This window comes from Ornithinimicrobium sufpigmenti (assembly GCF_004322775.1).
In the GTDB taxonomy this organism is placed as follows: Bacteria; Actinomycetota; Actinomycetes; order Actinomycetales; family Dermatophilaceae; genus Ornithinicoccus; species Ornithinicoccus sufpigmenti.
In genome coordinates, this window is the sequence record NZ_CP036403.1 from 130,807 (window position 1) to 146,370 (window position 15,564).

A 15,564-nucleotide genomic window follows, 5' to 3' on the forward strand; every position below is an offset into this window, starting at 1 on the left:
ACCGGGGATCCTAGCCCGCAGCCGTGCGGGGCCACCCGAAAGCAGACCGAAAGAAGACCCGCAGCAGACCGGCAGCAGACCGGCAGCAGACGTGGTGCTGCATCGCCGCACGTCACGCTTCAGGTGGACCCGGATGGGGTCCCGACCGACACTGAACGTCGACCCGGGTGCATCCCGGGGACCGGTGCTCCTGTCCTACCCGCTGCAGGGGCACCATGGTTGTCCGGGCCGATCACAGGAGGGGAGCGTCGTGCACGTCGTCGTCATCGCGCACACGCGGCACCCGATCAGCCAGCCCTTCGCCGGCGGCCTGGAGTCGCTGACCTGGCACCTGGTCCACGGCCTCGTCGCCCGGGGCCACCGGGTCAGCGTCTTCGCGGCGAGGGGCTCGGAGCCGATCCCCGGCGTGGAGCACCTGTGGCCCGACCAGCTGCAGCTGTCGCCGGCCGCCCGGCAGGACGTCTCGATGCCCGAGGCGGGCTGGATGCAGCGGCACCACTCCTACCTGAGCCTCATGCTCGCCCTCGCCGCACGGCACGACGTCGACATCGTCAACAACCACTCCCTGCACTACCTGCCGACCGCGATGGCCCCCACCCTGCCCGTCCCCACCGTGCTGACGCTGCATACCCCTCCCACGCCGTGGCTGGAGTCGGCGCTGGTCAGCGCCCGCGCCGTGCCCGGCCCGCCGGTGCACGCCAGTGCGGTGAGCCGCCATACCGCTCGCGCCTGGTCCCACCTGCTGCCTGCCCAGGTGGTCGCCAACGGCGTCGACACGCGGACGTGGCAGCCCGGCCCGGGTGGGCAGCGGCTGGTCTGGTCGGGCCGGATCGTGCCCGAGAAGGCCCCACATCTGGCGGTGCGGATCGCCCGCGCCGCGGGGATGCCCCTCGTGCTGGCCGGTCCCGTCTCCGACGAGGAGTACTTCCGCGAGGTGGTCCAGCCGCTGTGCGGGCCGGAGGTGGAGTATGCCGGGCACCTGCGAGCCCCGGACCTCGCCGAGCTCGTGGGGACGAGCGCGGCAGCGCTGGTGACGCCGGCCTGGGACGAGCCCTACGGGCTGGTGGCTGCCGAGGCGCTCGCCTGCGGCACGCCCGTCCTCGCGCTGGCCCGGGGCGGCCTGCCCGAGGTCGTGGGGCCGGACGTCGGCCGGCTCGTGCCCGTGCCGGACGGCTCGCTGGCCGAGGAGGAGGTCGCCGCCCAGATCGTGGCCCACGGTGCCGCGGTGCTGCCGGAGGTGCTGGCGCTCTCCCGGGAGGACTGCCGCCGGTATGCCGTCACCCACCACTCGGTGGACCGGATGGTCGACGACTACGTGCGGTTGTACGAGCAGATCATCGCCGACGGGACGGGGGAGGCCGCCGGGGCGGCGCAGACAGCCGGGACGGCGGGCACAGACCGTCGCGGCGTGTCGCTCGTGGGTCGGCGGCCCATCCCGGCGCAGGGGGTCCGATGAGGATCGCCTACTACGTGCACCACCAGGGTCAGGGCCACCGGCGACGAGCCACCGCCGTGGCCCGGGCGCTGACGCTGCCGGTGACCGGGCTCGGCAGCGGGCCCGCGCCGGAGGGCTGGCCCGGGGACTGGGTGGAGCTGGCCCGCGACGACGACCCTGCCGTCGAGGATCCCGCGCTCGCTGACGTCTCTGCCGGCGAGACCCTGCACTGGGTCCCCCGGCATCACCCCGGGCTCCTGCAGCGGCAGTGGCAGATCGTGGACCGGCTCGCGCGCGAGCGGCCCGCGCTGCTCGTGGTCGACGTGTCCGTCGAGGTCGCGCTCCTGGCGCGGTTGTGCGGCATCCCGGTCGTCGTCGGGGCCATGCCGGGGGACCGTACGGACAGCGTGCACGCCCTGGCCTACGACGCCGCGGAGGCGCTCCTGGCCCCGTGGCCCTACGCCGCTCACCCCGACACCGGCTGGCACGCGGACTGGTGGGAGAAGACCTGGCACGTGGGCGGGATCAGCGCCCTGGCCTCGCTCACCGGGCGACCGGCAGCACCATCCAGGGAGGTGGGAGCCGCTGGCGACTCTGGGGCGACGGGGACGGACCGGCGCTCGGCAGCGGGTCATGCCGACCGGGGCGACCGCCGGGTGCTGGTGCTGTGGGGGCAGGGTGGTGACCCGCTGTCGCCGGACGACATCGAGCGTGCCCGTGCCACCACTCCCGGCTGGGAGTGGACGGTGTGCGGGGGTGGCTTCCCCCCCGCCGCCGACCTGCCGGCGGAGCTGGCCGCCGCCGACGTCGTCGTCACGCACGCCGGTCAGGGCAGCGTCGCCGACGTTGCCTGGGCCCGGCGCCCGGCCGTGGTGCTGGCCCAGCCCCGGCCCTACGAGGAGCAGGACGCGACCGTGCACGCCCTGGACCGTCTCGGGCTGGCCGCGGTCGGGTACGGCTGGCCGCGGGAGCACCGCTGGCCCGAGCTGCTGGAGCGGGCCCTGGGCCGGGGCGGCGACGGCTGGTCGGTCTGGGGCGCCGACGGGGCCATGCACGCCGCTGCCCGGCTGGAGGACCTGGCCCGTCGCCTCGGCCCCGCCGACGTGCAGCGGAGAGCCTCGTGACCGACCAGCTGGTCGCCGTCCTCACCATCGCCCACGGCCGGCACGACCACCTGCGCGGCCAGATCGCCGGGCTCGCGCAGGGGTCCCGGGTGCCGGACATGCACGTCGTGGCCGCCATGGACGACCCGGGCATCACCCGGGTCGCCACCGAGGCCTGGGGGGAGGGGCCCACGCGTCTGACGGTCGTCGACGTGCCGGCGGACCCGTGCGGCCTGCCGTTGGCGGCGGCCCGCAACCAGGCGGCGGCCGAGGCCACCGCGCAGGGCGCCGACCAGCTCATCTTCCTCGACGTCGACTGCATCCCCGGTCCCTCGACGGTGGCCGCCTACGCCGACGCGCTGGCGGACCTGGCCGAGCGGCGTCCCTCGCCGGCGATGCTCGGCGGTGACGTCGCCTACCTGCCGCCGCTGGCGCCCGGCCAGCGTGACTGGACCGGGACCCTGGCCCGACTGTCCGAGGCCGGCCAGCACCGGTCGGACCGGGTCCGGCTGGCCCCCGGGGACAGCCGGCCCGAGCCCGACCTCACCCGGTTCTGGTCCCTGTCCTTCGCGATGACCGTGACCGACTTCTGGGCGACCGGCGGCTTCTGCCCCGACTACGTGGGCTACGGCGGGGAGGACACGGACTTCGCCCAGGTCGTCGCTGCGCGCGGCGGCAGCCTGACCTGGGTGGGCGGGGCCACGGCCTACCACCAGCACCACCCCTCCCCGTCGCCCCCGTTGAACCAGCTCGAGTCCGTGGTCCGCAACGCCGGCGTGTTCGCCGACCGCTGGGGCTGGTGGCCGATGGAGGGCTGGCTCGAGGGGTTCCGCGAGCGGGGCCTGGCAGCACCGGACGAGAGCGGTCGCTGGCGGGTGACCCCGTGACCCCGCTGCGCGTCCGCCAGGTGCCGGCGGCGCACGCCTACGTGGAGCACCTGCTGCCCGTCGACGACCCGGGCCGGGAGGTGGTCCACCTGCCCGACCCCCCGGTGCCAGGGGCACCGGCCGGGCAGTGGTGGCCGCACCCGGCCCTGGAGGTGGAGTGGGTGCACAGGCACGCCTCGGAGCAGGACGTCCTCCACCTGCACTTCGGCACCGAGGGCCGCAGCACCGCTCAGCTCGCCAGGTGGCTGCGGGCGGTGCGTGGGGCGGGCCTGCCGCTGGTCTACACCGTGCACGACATCGACCACCCGCACCTGGTGGACCAGTCGCGCCACCGCGAGCACCTCGCGCTGCTGGTCGAGGGGGCCGACGGTCTGCTGACCCTCACCGAGGGCGCCGCCGGGGTCGTCGAACGGGACTTCGGCCGCCGGCCGCTCGTCGTCCCCCACCCGCACGTCGCACCGCTGGACCGGATCGGCCGGGCGGTGCCCGCCCGTCCCCGTCCCCTGCGGGTGGGGGTGCACCTGAAGAGCCTGCGCACCAACCTTGCGCCGATGCCGCTGCTGCCCGCACTCGTCGAGGCGGTCGCGGTGCTGCGTGACGCGGGGACCGCGGTCGAGCTCGAGGTCCGGGCCCACCCGGAGGTGCTGGACCCGGCTGCGGCCCGGCACGACCGGCAGGTGGCGGCCTGGTGGCGGCGCCATGCCGCCGCGCCGCCCCCGGGCGTGAGCATGGTGCTCGCGCCCCGTCTCGACGACGAGGGGCTGTGGGACTACCTGGCCGGGCTGGACGTCTCGGTGCTGCCGTACGCCTGGGGGACCCACTCCGGCTGGGTGGAGGCCTGTCGCGATCTGGGCACGTGGGCGCTCGCGCCCGACGTGGGGCACCTGGCGGAGCAGGGTGCGGGCACGGTGCTCATTTGGGATGATCGGGGCATGTCCCTCGATGTCGCGCTGCCCCCACGGCAGCTGACCGGTGAGCTCGTCGGCCTGCTCGCGCAGGCCGCGGACAGGCCGCCCCAGGCGTGCACCCGGGACTGGCGGGAGGACCAGCGGCGACAGATCGCCGCGATGCACGCGGGGGTGTATGCCGCCGTCGTGGAGGGTGACCGGGTGGACGCGGCGGCGGAACTGGTGTAGCCATGGCCCCCGACCGGCGCATGCGGCACTACGGCGCGTTCTACGGGCTGGAGCGGCTGCCCGGCCCGCGGTCCGGCAGGGGGAGCACCGGCGCCGCGCGCGGGACCGGCGGCCGCCGCGGGGAAGGACGCACCGAGGCACGCACGGACGGGCAGGCGGATGAGCACGCACCGCGGGTCCTGGTCTACGGCAACTGCCAGGCCGAGGCCCTGCGGGTCAGCCTGGACACGGCCGGCTCGGTGCAGTCGGTCCGGATGCCCCCGGTGCACGAGCTGACCCTGCAGGACCTGCCTCAGCTGGACCGGCTGCTGGCCTGGGCCGACGTCCTGGTGGCCCAGTCCGTGGGCGAGGGTTACCGCGGCCTGCCCCTGGGGACCGGCCAGGTCGCTGCCCGGCTGCGGCGCGGCGCCCGGGTGGTGCGGGTCCCGAACTACTTCTGCACCGCGCTCTACCCCGAGCAGGTGCTGGTCCGCCACGAGGACCCGCGGGTGAGCGACCCACCGCTCGTGCCCTACCACGACGTGCGGCGGCTCGGGAAGGCCGGCGGCTGGAGCGGACCCGCGGAGGTGCCGGCGACCGCGGTGCGCGCGGGAGCGGAGGCCTCCATCGCCGAGCTGGCCCGCCGGGAGAGCGAGCAGGGCTCGCTGGTGATCAGCGACGTCGTGCGCAGCAGCGGGGCCGAGGCGGGCTGGACGGTGGACCACCCCGGCAACCCGGTGCTGCTGGCGCTGGCCCAGCGGGTGCTCGACGAGGTCGGCGCGGGAGGCACGGTCCGCGACCCGGGGCGGATCCTGCTCTCGGAGGTGATGACCCCGCTGCGACCGGAGGTGCTCGACGCCCTCGACCACGATCCCGCGGCGGAGCGGACCGCCTGGGTCGTCGGGGGCAGGCAGGTCAGCGACGAGGAGGTGGCTGCGGCCCACGAGGAGTTCTACGCCGCCCATCCCCGCGTCGTGGAGGTCGGCCTGGAGAAGAAGGGTGCCGTGCTGCGCCGCCTGGGATGGAGGCCGTGACCGGGCAGGACGACCCGCTGCTGCACGTGGTGCCGGGGCCGGAGCAGCACGGGGTGACGCGGCACGGGCTGGGGCTGCAGCGGCACCTCGCCGCCGCGCACGGCGGAGGCGTCGAGCTGCTGCGCTGCGCCCGGTTGGACGAGGTGCGGGACGGGGCCCTGGAGGGTCGGGTCGCCGCGGTGCAGGTGACCGACCGGCTCGTCGCCGGGGACCCGGCCAGGGCCACGTCCACCTGGCGCCGGCTCGTCGCGGGCGTCGCCCGGCTCACCGTCGTCCTGCACGACCTGCCGCAGCGCTCCGACGGGCGCACTCGCCCGGCCCGTTCACGCCTGTACGCGCTGCTGGCCGCCTCCGCCGACGAGGTGGTCGTCGCCAGCCGCCACGAGCGGCTGCTGCTCGCCGCCGTCCTGCGCTGGGCCTGTCCCCGGCAGGCCGAGGCGGTGCTGTCCCGGACCCAGGTGGTGCCGCTTCCCATCGAGCGGGTCGCGGGGCGTGACCGGGCCGGTCATGCCCACGGTGCCGACCTCGTCCCCGATGACCCTGACGACCCCGACGACCCTGATGACCCCGCCGACCCTGGTGACCCCGCCGACCCTGGTGACGGGGTGCTCACGGTCGTGACGCTGGGTTTCGTCTACCCGGGCAAGGGGCTGGAGGAGGTGGTCGACGCGACCGCCCTGGCCGCCCGCGACCCCCGGTTCGCCGGGCGGCGGATCGAGGTGCGCAACCTCGGCCGGGCCTCGGAGGGGCACGAGGATCTCCTCGAGCAGCTGGAGGCGCGTGCGGCGGCGGCCGGGGTCACCTGGTCCACGAGCGGCTGGGTGGACGACGCGGACCTGCCCCGGCTCCTCGCCGTCGACGCGGCGACCGTCCCGGTCGCGGCCCACCGGCACGTCTCCGCCTCGGGCTCTGTCGCGACCTGGCTCGCCGCGGGCCGCCGGCCCCTCGTGCTCAGCTCTCGGTACACCGAGGAGCTGGCGAGCCGGTTGCCCGGAGCCGTCCGGGTCGTCCGACCCACCGAGCTGGCCCGCGCGATCGCCGACGCCCTCGCCGATGCCCTCACCGATGCTGCCACGACCATGCTCGACGGGACGCCGCTCGGGCCGAGCTGGGCGGAGGCCGCGGCCGCGCTGCACGAGGTGGCCACCCGGCCGGCCGTGTCGGTGGTCATCCCCTACTACCGGGACCAGCGGATGCTGGACCTGATCCTTGCCCGCCTGCGGGCGCAGACCGGCGTGGCGGGTGGCCTGGAGGTGGTCGTCGCCGACGACGGCTCCCCGCGGGCACCCGACGTCGGCGCCGGCCCCGGTGTCGACCTCGACGAGCACCCCACCCCCGGCGCGATCCGGTCTCTCCGGGTGGTCCGTCAGCACCGCGACGGGTTCCGGGCCGCCGCGGCGCGCAACCTGGGCGCACGGCACTCCCGCGGGCGGGTGCTGTGCTTCCTGGACGGTGACACCGTCCCCGAGGACGCCTACGTCGCCGCCCTGCAGCGCGCCTGCCTGCGGGCGCCCACCCTGGCCGTCGGCCGTCGGCGGCACGCGCACCTGACGGGAGCGTGGCCGCCGGCACCGCAGGACGAGCTGCCGGAGCCGGCCTGGCTGGACGAGGGCTACCGGGCGAGCGACCACCTGCGCGCCGCGGACGACGGCTCGTTCCGGTTCGTCATCTCCGCGGTGATGGCGCTGTCGCGGTCGGTCTGGGACGCGGCCGGCGGGTTCGAGGAGCGCCTGACCGGGTACGGAGGGGAGGACTGGGAGCTGGCCTGGCGCTGCTGGCTGGCCGGCGCCGACCTGCGCCACGTGCCCGAGGCCGTCGCCTGGCACGACGGGCCGGACCTGGCCGGGCGGGCCGAGCAGGTCGCCGCGGTCAAGAACGTCGAGACCCTGCGGCTCTCGCCCCTGCTGCCGCACCCCCTGGTCCGAGGCCGGGGCTGGACGCACCCCCAGCCAGACGTCGCGGCGGTGGTCCGGTCGAGGGGGTGGACACCGGGCCAGGTCGTCGTGGTCGTCGAGGCACTGCTGCGGCTCGGCGACGTCGGCGTCTGGGTGGAGCCGTCGTCGCTGCCTGACCAGCTCCTCGATCCGCGCGTGCGCCCCGGTTGCGCGGACGCGACGGTCCTGGCCCGGGCCCGGGCCACGATCGAGGTGACCCGGCCGGTGGCGGTGACCAGGGTGCCGTGGACGGCATACCCCCTCGACCTGACGGCGACCGTGTCCCCGCCGAGCTCCCCGCTGGTGGGCTCCGACAGCTCCGGCGTGCGGGTGACGGCCCAGCGGCACCGGGGCCGGGTCGACCTGCACGGGGAGCAGCTGCCACCGGTCTGGCTCCCACGGGCCTGGGTGGAGCCGGTGCCGCCGGAGGTCATGGTGGAGCGGTGGCGGCAGGACCGGCCGTAGGGTGAGCCGGTGATCCGCTTCGAGGCAGTGACGAAGCGCTACGGGCCGACGGTCGCCGTGGACGACCTGAGCCTGGAGGTGCGCCGGGGCGAGATCACCTGCTTCGTCGGGCCCTCCGGCTGCGGCAAGACCACGAGCCTGCGGATGGTCAACCGGATGGTGGAGCCCACGCAGGGTCGCCTCCTCATCGACGACGAGGACATCTCCCGGCGCGACCCGGCGCAGCTGCGGCGCTCGATCGGCTACGTCATCCAGCACGCGGGTCTCTTCCCGCACCGCACGGTCCTGGCCAACGTCATGACCGTGCCCCGGCTGCTCGGCTGGGACCGCGCCCGGGCCCGGGCCGCGGCGATGACGGCGATCGAGACGGTGGGGCTCACGGCCGACCAGGCGCGCCGCTACCCCGCCCAGCTCTCCGGCGGCCAGCAGCAGCGGGTCGGCGTGGCCCGTGCGCTCGCCAGCGGCCCGGAGGTCGTGCTCATGGACGAGCCGTTCAGCGCGGTGGACCCGGTCGTGCGGGCCGACCTGCAGGAGGAGGTGCGCCGGCTGCAGCGCGAGCTGGGCATCACCATCCTGCTCGTGACGCACGACATCGACGAGGCCCTGCTGCTGGGTGACCAGGTCGCCGTGCTGCGCCAGGGCGGGCGGCTGGCCCAGCTCGCCAGCCCGGCGGAGCTGCTGGCCCACCCCGCCGACGACTTCGTCGCGGGCTTCGTCGGCAAGGACCGGGGGTACCGCGCGCTGGGCTTCACCCGGGTGCCGGTCGCGCCCCGGCCGGTCGACACGGTGCGGCTGGGGTCCAGCGTGCACGCAGGTGCCGGCTGGGTGCTGGTCGTGGACGCGGAGGGTATGCCGCTGGGCTGGGTGGAGGCCACCGGCTGGGGCGGTCCCGTGCGGGAGGAGCGGCTGCAGCGGTTCGGCAACGTCGCGCGGGTGGGGGACAGCGCCCGGCTGCTCCTGGACGCAGCCCTGTCCTCCCCCAGCGGTCAGGGCGTGGTCGTCGACGCACAGGGACGCCTGGCCGGCGTGGTCGGTGCCGACGACGTCCTCGCCGCCCTGGACAGGGACGCGCGGCGGTGATCGGCGGGGTCGCCTGGTCCACCCTGCTGGACCTGTCCCTGCGGCACCTCTACCTGGCCGTGGTGCCCCTGGTGTGCGGACTGGCCATCGCGCTGCCGCTGGGCTGGGCGGCGGCTCGCTACCGCTGGGCAGCCCCGACCATCGTGGCCGGCACCGGCCTGCTGTACACCATTCCGTCCCTGGCGCTGTTCGTCATCCTGCCGCTCATCACCGGTGCCCGGATCCTCGACGACTCCAACGTGCTCATCGCCCTGACCGTCTACACCGTGGCGCTGCTGACCCGGACCGTCGCGGACGGGTTCGCCTCGGTGCCCTCGGTGACCCGCCAGGCGGCGACCGCCATGGGCTACGGCGAGCTGCGGCGCACGCTCGTCGTCGACCTGCCGCTCGCGGTCCCCGTCCTCACCGCCGGGCTGCGGGTCGCGGCGGTGAGCAACGTCTCGATGGTCTCGGTCGCGGCGCTCATCGGGGTCAGCCAGCTGGGCAGCCTGTTCACCCAGGGCTTCAACCGCAACACCCTGGACCCGATCGTCGTCGGCGTCGTGGCGAGCGTGGCGCTGGCCCTGGCGCTGGACCTGGCGATCGCGCTGGGCTCCCGGCTGCTGACCCCCTGGCTGCGGGCGGCACGATGATCGAGCTGACCTGGCAGTGGCTGACCGACGCGGGATCGTGGAGCGGCCCGGGTGGGATCCTGGCCCAGGCCGCGACCCACCTGCGGATCTCCCTGGTCTCCCTGCTCCTGGCCGCGGTGCTCGCCGTCCCTGTCGGCCTCTACATCGGGCACACCGGCCGCGGCCGCTGGCTGGCGATCAACCTCGCCGGGGCCTTCCGTGCGATCCCCAGCCTCGGCGTGCTCTTCATCGCGATCATGCTGCTGCTGCCGCGGCTGCGGGGCGAGCTGGCCTTCGAGGCGCCGGTGATCATCGTCCTGGTCCTGCTCGCGGTCCCGCCGATCCTGTCCGGCACCTACGCCGGCGTGGAGTCCGTGGACCCCGCGGCCCGGGACGCCGCCCGCGGGGTCGGGATGACGGGCGGCCAGGTGCTGCGCCAGGTCGAGCTCCCGGCCGCGCTGCCGCTCCTGCTCTCCGGCGTCCGTGCGGCGATGATGCAGATCATCGCCACCGCCACGATCGCGGCCGTCGTCGGGGTCGGCGGGCTGGGCCGGTTCCTCATCGACGGGCAGGCCGCGCGCCGCTACGAGGAGATGGCCGGCGGCGCCCTCACCGTCGCCGCCCTTGCCCTGATGGTCGACCTGGTGCTCGCCGGCGGGCAGCGGCTCGCGGTCTCGCCCGGCCTGCGGGCACGCGCGCGGTGAGCCGCGCCTGACCGAGCTCGAGGCGCACAGCGACCAGCTCGAGGTGGGTCGGGGCAGGTACGAGGTGGCGCCGCCGGAAGTTTCCGGTGGCGCGCCACCCGCTGCCCGTGCCACCGTGGGAGCCGCCGACCAGGAGGACGCCATGCGCCGCACCACGATGATCGCCCTGACGCTGACCGCTGCCCTCGGGCTGGCCGGTTGTGGGGCCGGTGACGACCCCCTCGAGGACGCCGGCAACGACAGCGGCGCGGACGCGGACAACGGCACGGGCGACAGCGAAGGCACCGACGACGGTGCCTCACCCGGGGAACCGGTGACCGCCGAGGGCGGTGGGGTCACCATCGGCTCGGCGAACTTCCCGGAGAACGAGCTGCTCGCCGAGATCTACGCGGCGGCGCTGTCCGACGCCGGGGTCGAGGTCGACACCCGGCTCAACATCGGCAACCGCGAGACCTACCTGCCCGGGCTGCAGGACGGCTCCATCGACCTCATCCCGGAGTACCTCGGCGGCCTGGGTACCTGGCTCAACCCGGAGATCACCGCGACCTCGACGGAGGACGTGCGGGCGGACGTGGAGGCGAACCTGCCCGAGGGGCTGACGCTGCTGGAGCACAGCGAGGCCGAGAACAAGGACGCGATCGTGGTCAGCTCTCAGACCGCTCAGGAGCACGGGCTGAACCAGATCGGCGACCTGGCCGACGTCGCCGGCGAGATGTCGCTGGGCGGCCCGCCGGAGTTCGAGTCGCGACCCAACGGCGTGGCCGGGCTCGAGCGCGTCTACGGCGTGGTGTTCGGCTCGTTCCGCTCCCTGTCGGCGGGCGGCAACCTCAGCGTCCAGGCCCTGGCCAGCGGTCAGGTCGACGCCGCCAACATCTTCACCACCGACCCGGCGATCGAGGAGAACGGCTTCGTGGTGCTGGAGGACCCCGAGAGCCTCTTCGCCGCGCAGAACGTGGTGCCGCTGGCCTCCACCGACGTCGTCGACGACACGGTGGAGCAGACGCTCGACGCGGTCTCCGCGGCCCTGACCACGGAGAACCTCACCGCGATGATGGTGCAGGTCCTCAGTGACGGGCAGGCTCCCGCCGACGTGGCCAGGGAGTTCGTCGACGAGCACCTCTGACGCGCCCGGCCGGACGTCCCGCCGGGCCCGAGAACCGCTACACCCTGACACCCGGGTCCGGGCTGGCTAGCGTGGCTGGATGAGCACACGCCATACCTGGACCTCCTCCCCACCCGCATCTCGCCCGTCGACCCTGCGCCGCGACCAGATCCTGGTGACGGTGGCCGCGGTGATCTGGGTGGTCGGGAACCTGTTCGGCAGCGGCCTCATCGGCAGCGACGACGGGGTCAGCGACCAGGGCGACGGGCTGTTTACCGACAGCACGACGCTGATCGCCCCGGACGGGCCCGCGTTCTCCATCTGGTCGGTGATCTACGTCCTGCTCGGTGCCTACGTCATCTGGCAGTGGGTGGCGGCCGACTCCCGCTGGGCGGCGGTGACGCGGCTGCCCGCGGCCGCGTCCATCGCCCTGAACGGGATCTGGCTCGTGGTCGTCTTCGCCGACTGGGTCCTGGTGTCGGTGCTGGTCATCCTCGGCATCGCGGCCTCGCTCGGGTTCGTCCTGGCGCGCACGGCCACCCTGCCGGGCGAAGGGTGGGCGCCGACCGTGTCCGTCTCGGTCACCTTCGGCCTCTACCTGGGCTGGATCTGCGTCGCGACCTGCGCCAACATCGCCTCCTGGCTGGTGGGGCTCGGGGTGCCCGAGGACGGCACCGGCCCCACGATCACCACGGTCGCCGTGCTGCTCGTCGTGGTCGGGCTGGTCGCCTTCCTGCTCAGCCGCACCCGGCAGCAGGTCTTCCGCACGGCGCTCGCCGCGGCCGTCGTCTGGGGCCTGTCCTGGGTGTCCTGGGGCCGGTTCACCGGCGACCTGGAGAACACGGTGGTCGGGTATGCCGCCGCCTTCGCCGCCCTGTGCGTCGTCGGCCTGCTGGTCGTCTTCCTCCTCCCGCAGCGCCGCCGCGCCGAGGTCCGAGCCTGAGGCCCCTGAGGGTATGCGGAGAGCCCGCCACCGCTGCTAGCGGTGGCGGGCTCTCGCGTCGGTGCCAGGTCCGGTCGCCGGTCGCGGCCGGCGCCACGTCCTACGGCTCGGGGGTGACCTCCTGGCGACGGTCCTCCGGAGCGGTCAGCCCGGGGTTCTCACCCAGGTAGCCGACCAGGTTGGCCAGGTCCTCCGGGCCGCCCAGCAGGTTGGTCCCGTTGGTGAAGGCGGTGAAGTCGTCGCCGCCCTCGGCCAGGAAGTTCAGCGTCGAGACCCGGTAGGTCTCTTCCAGGTCGATCGGCTCACCGTTCAGCTCCATGGTGCCGACCTTGCTGCCCTCGGGCTGCGCGTCGTCCCAGGTGTAGGTGAAGCCCTCGCTGACGCCCAGCGCGAGGTACTCGCGACCACGGCCGGGGACGTACTGCTGCTCCAGGACGGCCTTGATGTCGGCCCCGGTGAGGTCGATGGAGACCAGGATGTTGCCGAAGGGCATGACGTTGTAGGCCTCCTGGTAGGTGACCTCGCCCGGCTCCTCCTCGTTGCTGATCTGGTCGTAGACGAGGCTGGCCCGCACGCCGCCGACGTTCATGAAGGAGATCTGCGCACCGCCGTCCTCGGGGGCTGAGGTGCCCCAGAGGATGGAGTCGGCGACCACGTTGGCCATCGGCGTCTCGATGCCGCGGTCACCACCGGCGTCACCGGTGATGTCCTCGGCGATGGTGCCCACGACGGTGCCGGCGACGACGTCCGCCAGCGCCTCCCACTTGGCCACGACCTCGGCCACCACCGGGTGGTCGGGCACGGACTGGAGCACGAGGCGGTTGTCCGCCCAGGTGCTGTCGCGCACGACGTCACCGGTGCTGCGGCTGATGACCAGCGCGGTCTCGGTGACGACGCGGGCGTACTGGTTGGCGCTGGTGACCAGGCGGTCGTTGCCGTCCGGGTCGGGGATGGAGCAGACGTAGGGCTCGTGGGTGTGCCCGGTGACCACGGCGTCGATGGCCGGGTCGAGCTGCTCGGCGATCTCCACGATCGGGCCGGAGATGCCCTCGCACCCGTTGTAGGTACCCGTCTGGTAGCCACCCTCGTGCAGCAGCACGACGATGCTCTCGACCCCTTCGGCCTGCAGGGCGGCGGCCTGGGCGTTGGCGGTCTCCACCTCGTCGAGGAAGTCGACCGTCGCCACGCCGCCGGGGCTGACCAGGCTGGGGGTGTCCTCCAGGGTCATCCCGATGAAGCCGACGTCCACGCCGTCGACCTCGCGGACCTCGGTGGCGGGCAGGACCGGCTCACGGGTTTCCTTGTCGACGACGTTGGCCGCCAGCCACTGGAAGTCCGCGCCCTGGTAGGGCTCGTCCTCGATGAAGCAGCCCAGCACGGGGTGGCAGCCGCCGTCCTGCATCCGCAGCAGCTCGTCGACGCCCTCGTCGAACTCGTGGTTGCCGACGCTGGAGACGTCCAGCCCGGCGACGTTGAGGGTCTCCACCGCCGGCTCGTCCTGGAACAGGCCGGAGACGAAGGTGGACCCACCGATGAGGTCACCGGCGGCGACGGTGATCGTCTTGCCCTCGAAGGCCCGGACGCGCAGCATCTCCAGCGTGGTGGCCAGGTTCACCGCACCTCCGACGGCGTGCTGCTCCGGGTCGTGCTCGGGGGACAGCCGCGCACCCTCGTCGACCGAGATGTGCCCGTGGTAGTCGTTGAAGGACAGCATCTGCAGCACCATCTCGTCCGCCCAGGCCGGGAGCAGCGCGTCCAGCGACCCGGTCACGGCGTCGGAGACGGCGACCGGCCCGCCGAAGACGGTGAGGCCCTCGGGGGAGATCCGGTCCAGGGCGGCCGTCGTCGCGCCCGGCACCTCGGCCGGGCGGGTCAGCAGCAGCGGCTGCCCGTGGTAGGCCGCGAGCGCACCACCGGTGAGGGCGTCGGGGTAGTCGTGCCCGCTGGCCAGGTAGGCCTCGGTGTCGAACTGGTAGGTCTCCGTCAGCGCGGCCGCCGTGCCGTAGCGGTCGGGGCCGAAGACCCGCGTGGTGTCCGGGACCAGCTCGGCCAGCTCGGCGACCCGCTCGTCGGACAGGGCGCCGGAACCACCGAGCACGACGATGCTCTGCGGCGCCAGGCGGGTGATGGCCTCGGCGGTGACGCCCCGCAGGCGGTCGGGGTCGGTGAGCAGCAACGGCATACCGTCCCGCCCGGCCACGGCGCCACCGGTCAGCGCGTCGGGGAAGTCGTCGCCGGTGGCGACGAAGAGGACCGGGACGCCCTCGGGGTAGCCGTCGACGATGGCGGCGGACGTGGCGTAGCGGTTGGCGCCCGCGACGCGGACGACCTGGTCCGCGTACCCCTGCAGCTCGGTGAGGACGGAGGCGGAGACAGCCTCCGACCCGCCCATCACGATGATGTTGCTGGGTGCCAGGTCCCTCAGGGCGGACGCGGTCGGCCCGGGCAGCGAGCCCGGACGGGTCAGCAGCACCGGCACCTGCATCTGGGCCATCAGCACCTCGGCGCTCGAGGTGCCGTGGGTGATGGCCTCCGCGACCGGTGCCGGCACGGCTGAGCTCAGCGCGTCGGGGAAGGTGCGGCCGGTCGCGATGATCACCGTGTCGGCGGCCTCGGCCGGGAAGGCGCGGGCGATCTCCGCGGCCGTCTGGTAACGGTCCGCGCCGGCGATCCGGCCGGTCGTGACCGCGTCCTCGGCTGGGGACGCGGGGGACGTCGCGACCGGTGCTCCGGCCGCTGGCAGGGAGGTGGTGGACGATGCCATGGCGGCTCCGCTGGCCACCAGGGCCAGAGCTGCTGTCGCCGCCAAGGCTGCGCGCGGCGGCGCCAACCTACGCTGAGACATGGGGTTCTCTTTTCGTTGGGGGTCACGGCACCCATCGGCGTCGATGTGTGCTGGGACGAAGGTAACCGACCGGTTGTGGGGCCCAACAGGGTCGGCGTGACGCGTGTGACTGGTGTGACGACTGAGGCGCTGGCCGGCGCAGTGTTCACCCGGAGTTGGCGCGAAAGCAACGACCCCCCTAGCGTCGACCGGCACGGCGACATAAGGTCAGGGGGTCGGTCACCGACGTGGGTGCCCGACGTCGCACGACGATGCAGTGACACGACGATGCAGTGATGGGCGGCCGACGACGGCCGATGATGGCAC

12 protein-coding genes are annotated in these 15,564 nt (G+C 74.3%); 11 read left to right on the forward strand and 1 reads right to left on the reverse strand.

The annotated features are described in order from the left end of the window. Positions 1-250: 250 nt before the first annotated feature. The 11 genes from ESZ52_RS00600 to ESZ52_RS00655 all read left to right on the forward strand — a co-directional run bounded on the left by ESZ52_RS00600 (position 251) and on the right by ESZ52_RS00655 (position 12,413). Positions 251-1,456: a glycosyltransferase gene (locus ESZ52_RS00600; RefSeq protein WP_202865389.1), complete on the forward strand. Its 1,206-nt coding sequence runs from the start codon at positions 251-253 to the stop codon at positions 1,454-1,456. Beyond that, positions 1,453-2,559, forward strand: coding sequence for a glycosyltransferase (locus ESZ52_RS00605; RefSeq protein ID WP_131103225.1), 1,107 nt, complete (start codon positions 1,453-1,455; stop codon positions 2,557-2,559). Before ESZ52_RS00600 ends, ESZ52_RS00605 begins: the two co-directional genes overlap by 4 nt. Beyond that, a complete protein-coding gene (locus ESZ52_RS00610; protein WP_238154670.1) occupies positions 2,556-3,425 on the forward strand; it encodes a glycosyltransferase family 2 protein in 870 nt (289 codons plus the stop codon). Before ESZ52_RS00605 ends, ESZ52_RS00610 begins: the two co-directional genes overlap by 4 nt. Beyond that, positions 3,422-4,561, forward strand: coding sequence for a glycosyltransferase (locus ESZ52_RS00615; RefSeq protein ID WP_131103226.1), 1,140 nt, complete (start codon positions 3,422-3,424; stop codon positions 4,559-4,561). Before ESZ52_RS00610 ends, ESZ52_RS00615 begins: the two co-directional genes overlap by 4 nt. Before the next feature lie 2 nt (positions 4,562-4,563). Then, positions 4,564-5,574: a WcbI family polysaccharide biosynthesis putative acetyltransferase gene (locus ESZ52_RS00620; protein WP_131103227.1), complete on the forward strand. Its 1,011-nt coding sequence runs from the start codon at positions 4,564-4,566 to the stop codon at positions 5,572-5,574. After that, the gene (locus tag ESZ52_RS00630; protein ID WP_181010060.1) at positions 5,571-7,973 is read left to right on the forward strand and encodes a glycosyltransferase; all 2,403 of its coding nucleotides are present in this window, start codon (positions 5,571-5,573) and stop codon (positions 7,971-7,973) included. Before ESZ52_RS00620 ends, ESZ52_RS00630 begins: the two co-directional genes overlap by 4 nt. Before the next feature lie 9 nt (positions 7,974-7,982). After that, positions 7,983-9,053, forward strand: a complete 1,071-nt coding sequence (locus ESZ52_RS00635) for an ABC transporter ATP-binding protein (protein ID WP_131103230.1) — start codon at positions 7,983-7,985, stop codon at positions 9,051-9,053. After that, a complete protein-coding gene (locus ESZ52_RS00640) occupies positions 9,050-9,685 on the forward strand; it encodes an ABC transporter permease (protein WP_131103231.1) in 636 nt (211 codons plus the stop codon). The genes ESZ52_RS00635 and ESZ52_RS00640 overlap by 4 nt, the downstream gene beginning before the upstream one ends. Continuing rightward, positions 9,682-10,368, forward strand: a complete 687-nt coding sequence (locus ESZ52_RS00645; RefSeq protein WP_131103232.1) for an ABC transporter permease — start codon at positions 9,682-9,684, stop codon at positions 10,366-10,368. The genes ESZ52_RS00640 and ESZ52_RS00645 overlap by 4 nt, the downstream gene beginning before the upstream one ends. A gap of 142 nt (positions 10,369-10,510) precedes the next feature. Beyond that, on the forward strand, positions 10,511-11,491 hold the full coding sequence (locus ESZ52_RS00650; protein WP_131103233.1) for an ABC transporter substrate-binding protein: 981 nt from the start codon (positions 10,511-10,513) through the stop codon (positions 11,489-11,491). Between the two features lie 79 nt (positions 11,492-11,570). Continuing rightward, positions 11,571-12,413 carry a TspO/MBR family protein gene (locus tag ESZ52_RS00655; RefSeq protein WP_131103234.1) on the forward strand — a complete coding sequence of 281 codons (843 nt, stop codon included), beginning with the start codon at positions 11,571-11,573 and terminating at the stop codon, positions 12,411-12,413. Between the two features lie 100 nt (positions 12,414-12,513). Here ESZ52_RS00655 and ESZ52_RS00660 read toward each other — a convergent pair whose 3' ends face one another. Then, the gene (locus ESZ52_RS00660; RefSeq protein WP_181010059.1) at positions 12,514-15,177 is read right to left on the reverse strand and encodes a cell wall-binding repeat-containing protein; all 2,664 of its coding nucleotides are present in this window, start codon (positions 15,175-15,177) and stop codon (positions 12,514-12,516) included. Positions 15,178-15,564 lie beyond the last annotated feature (387 nt).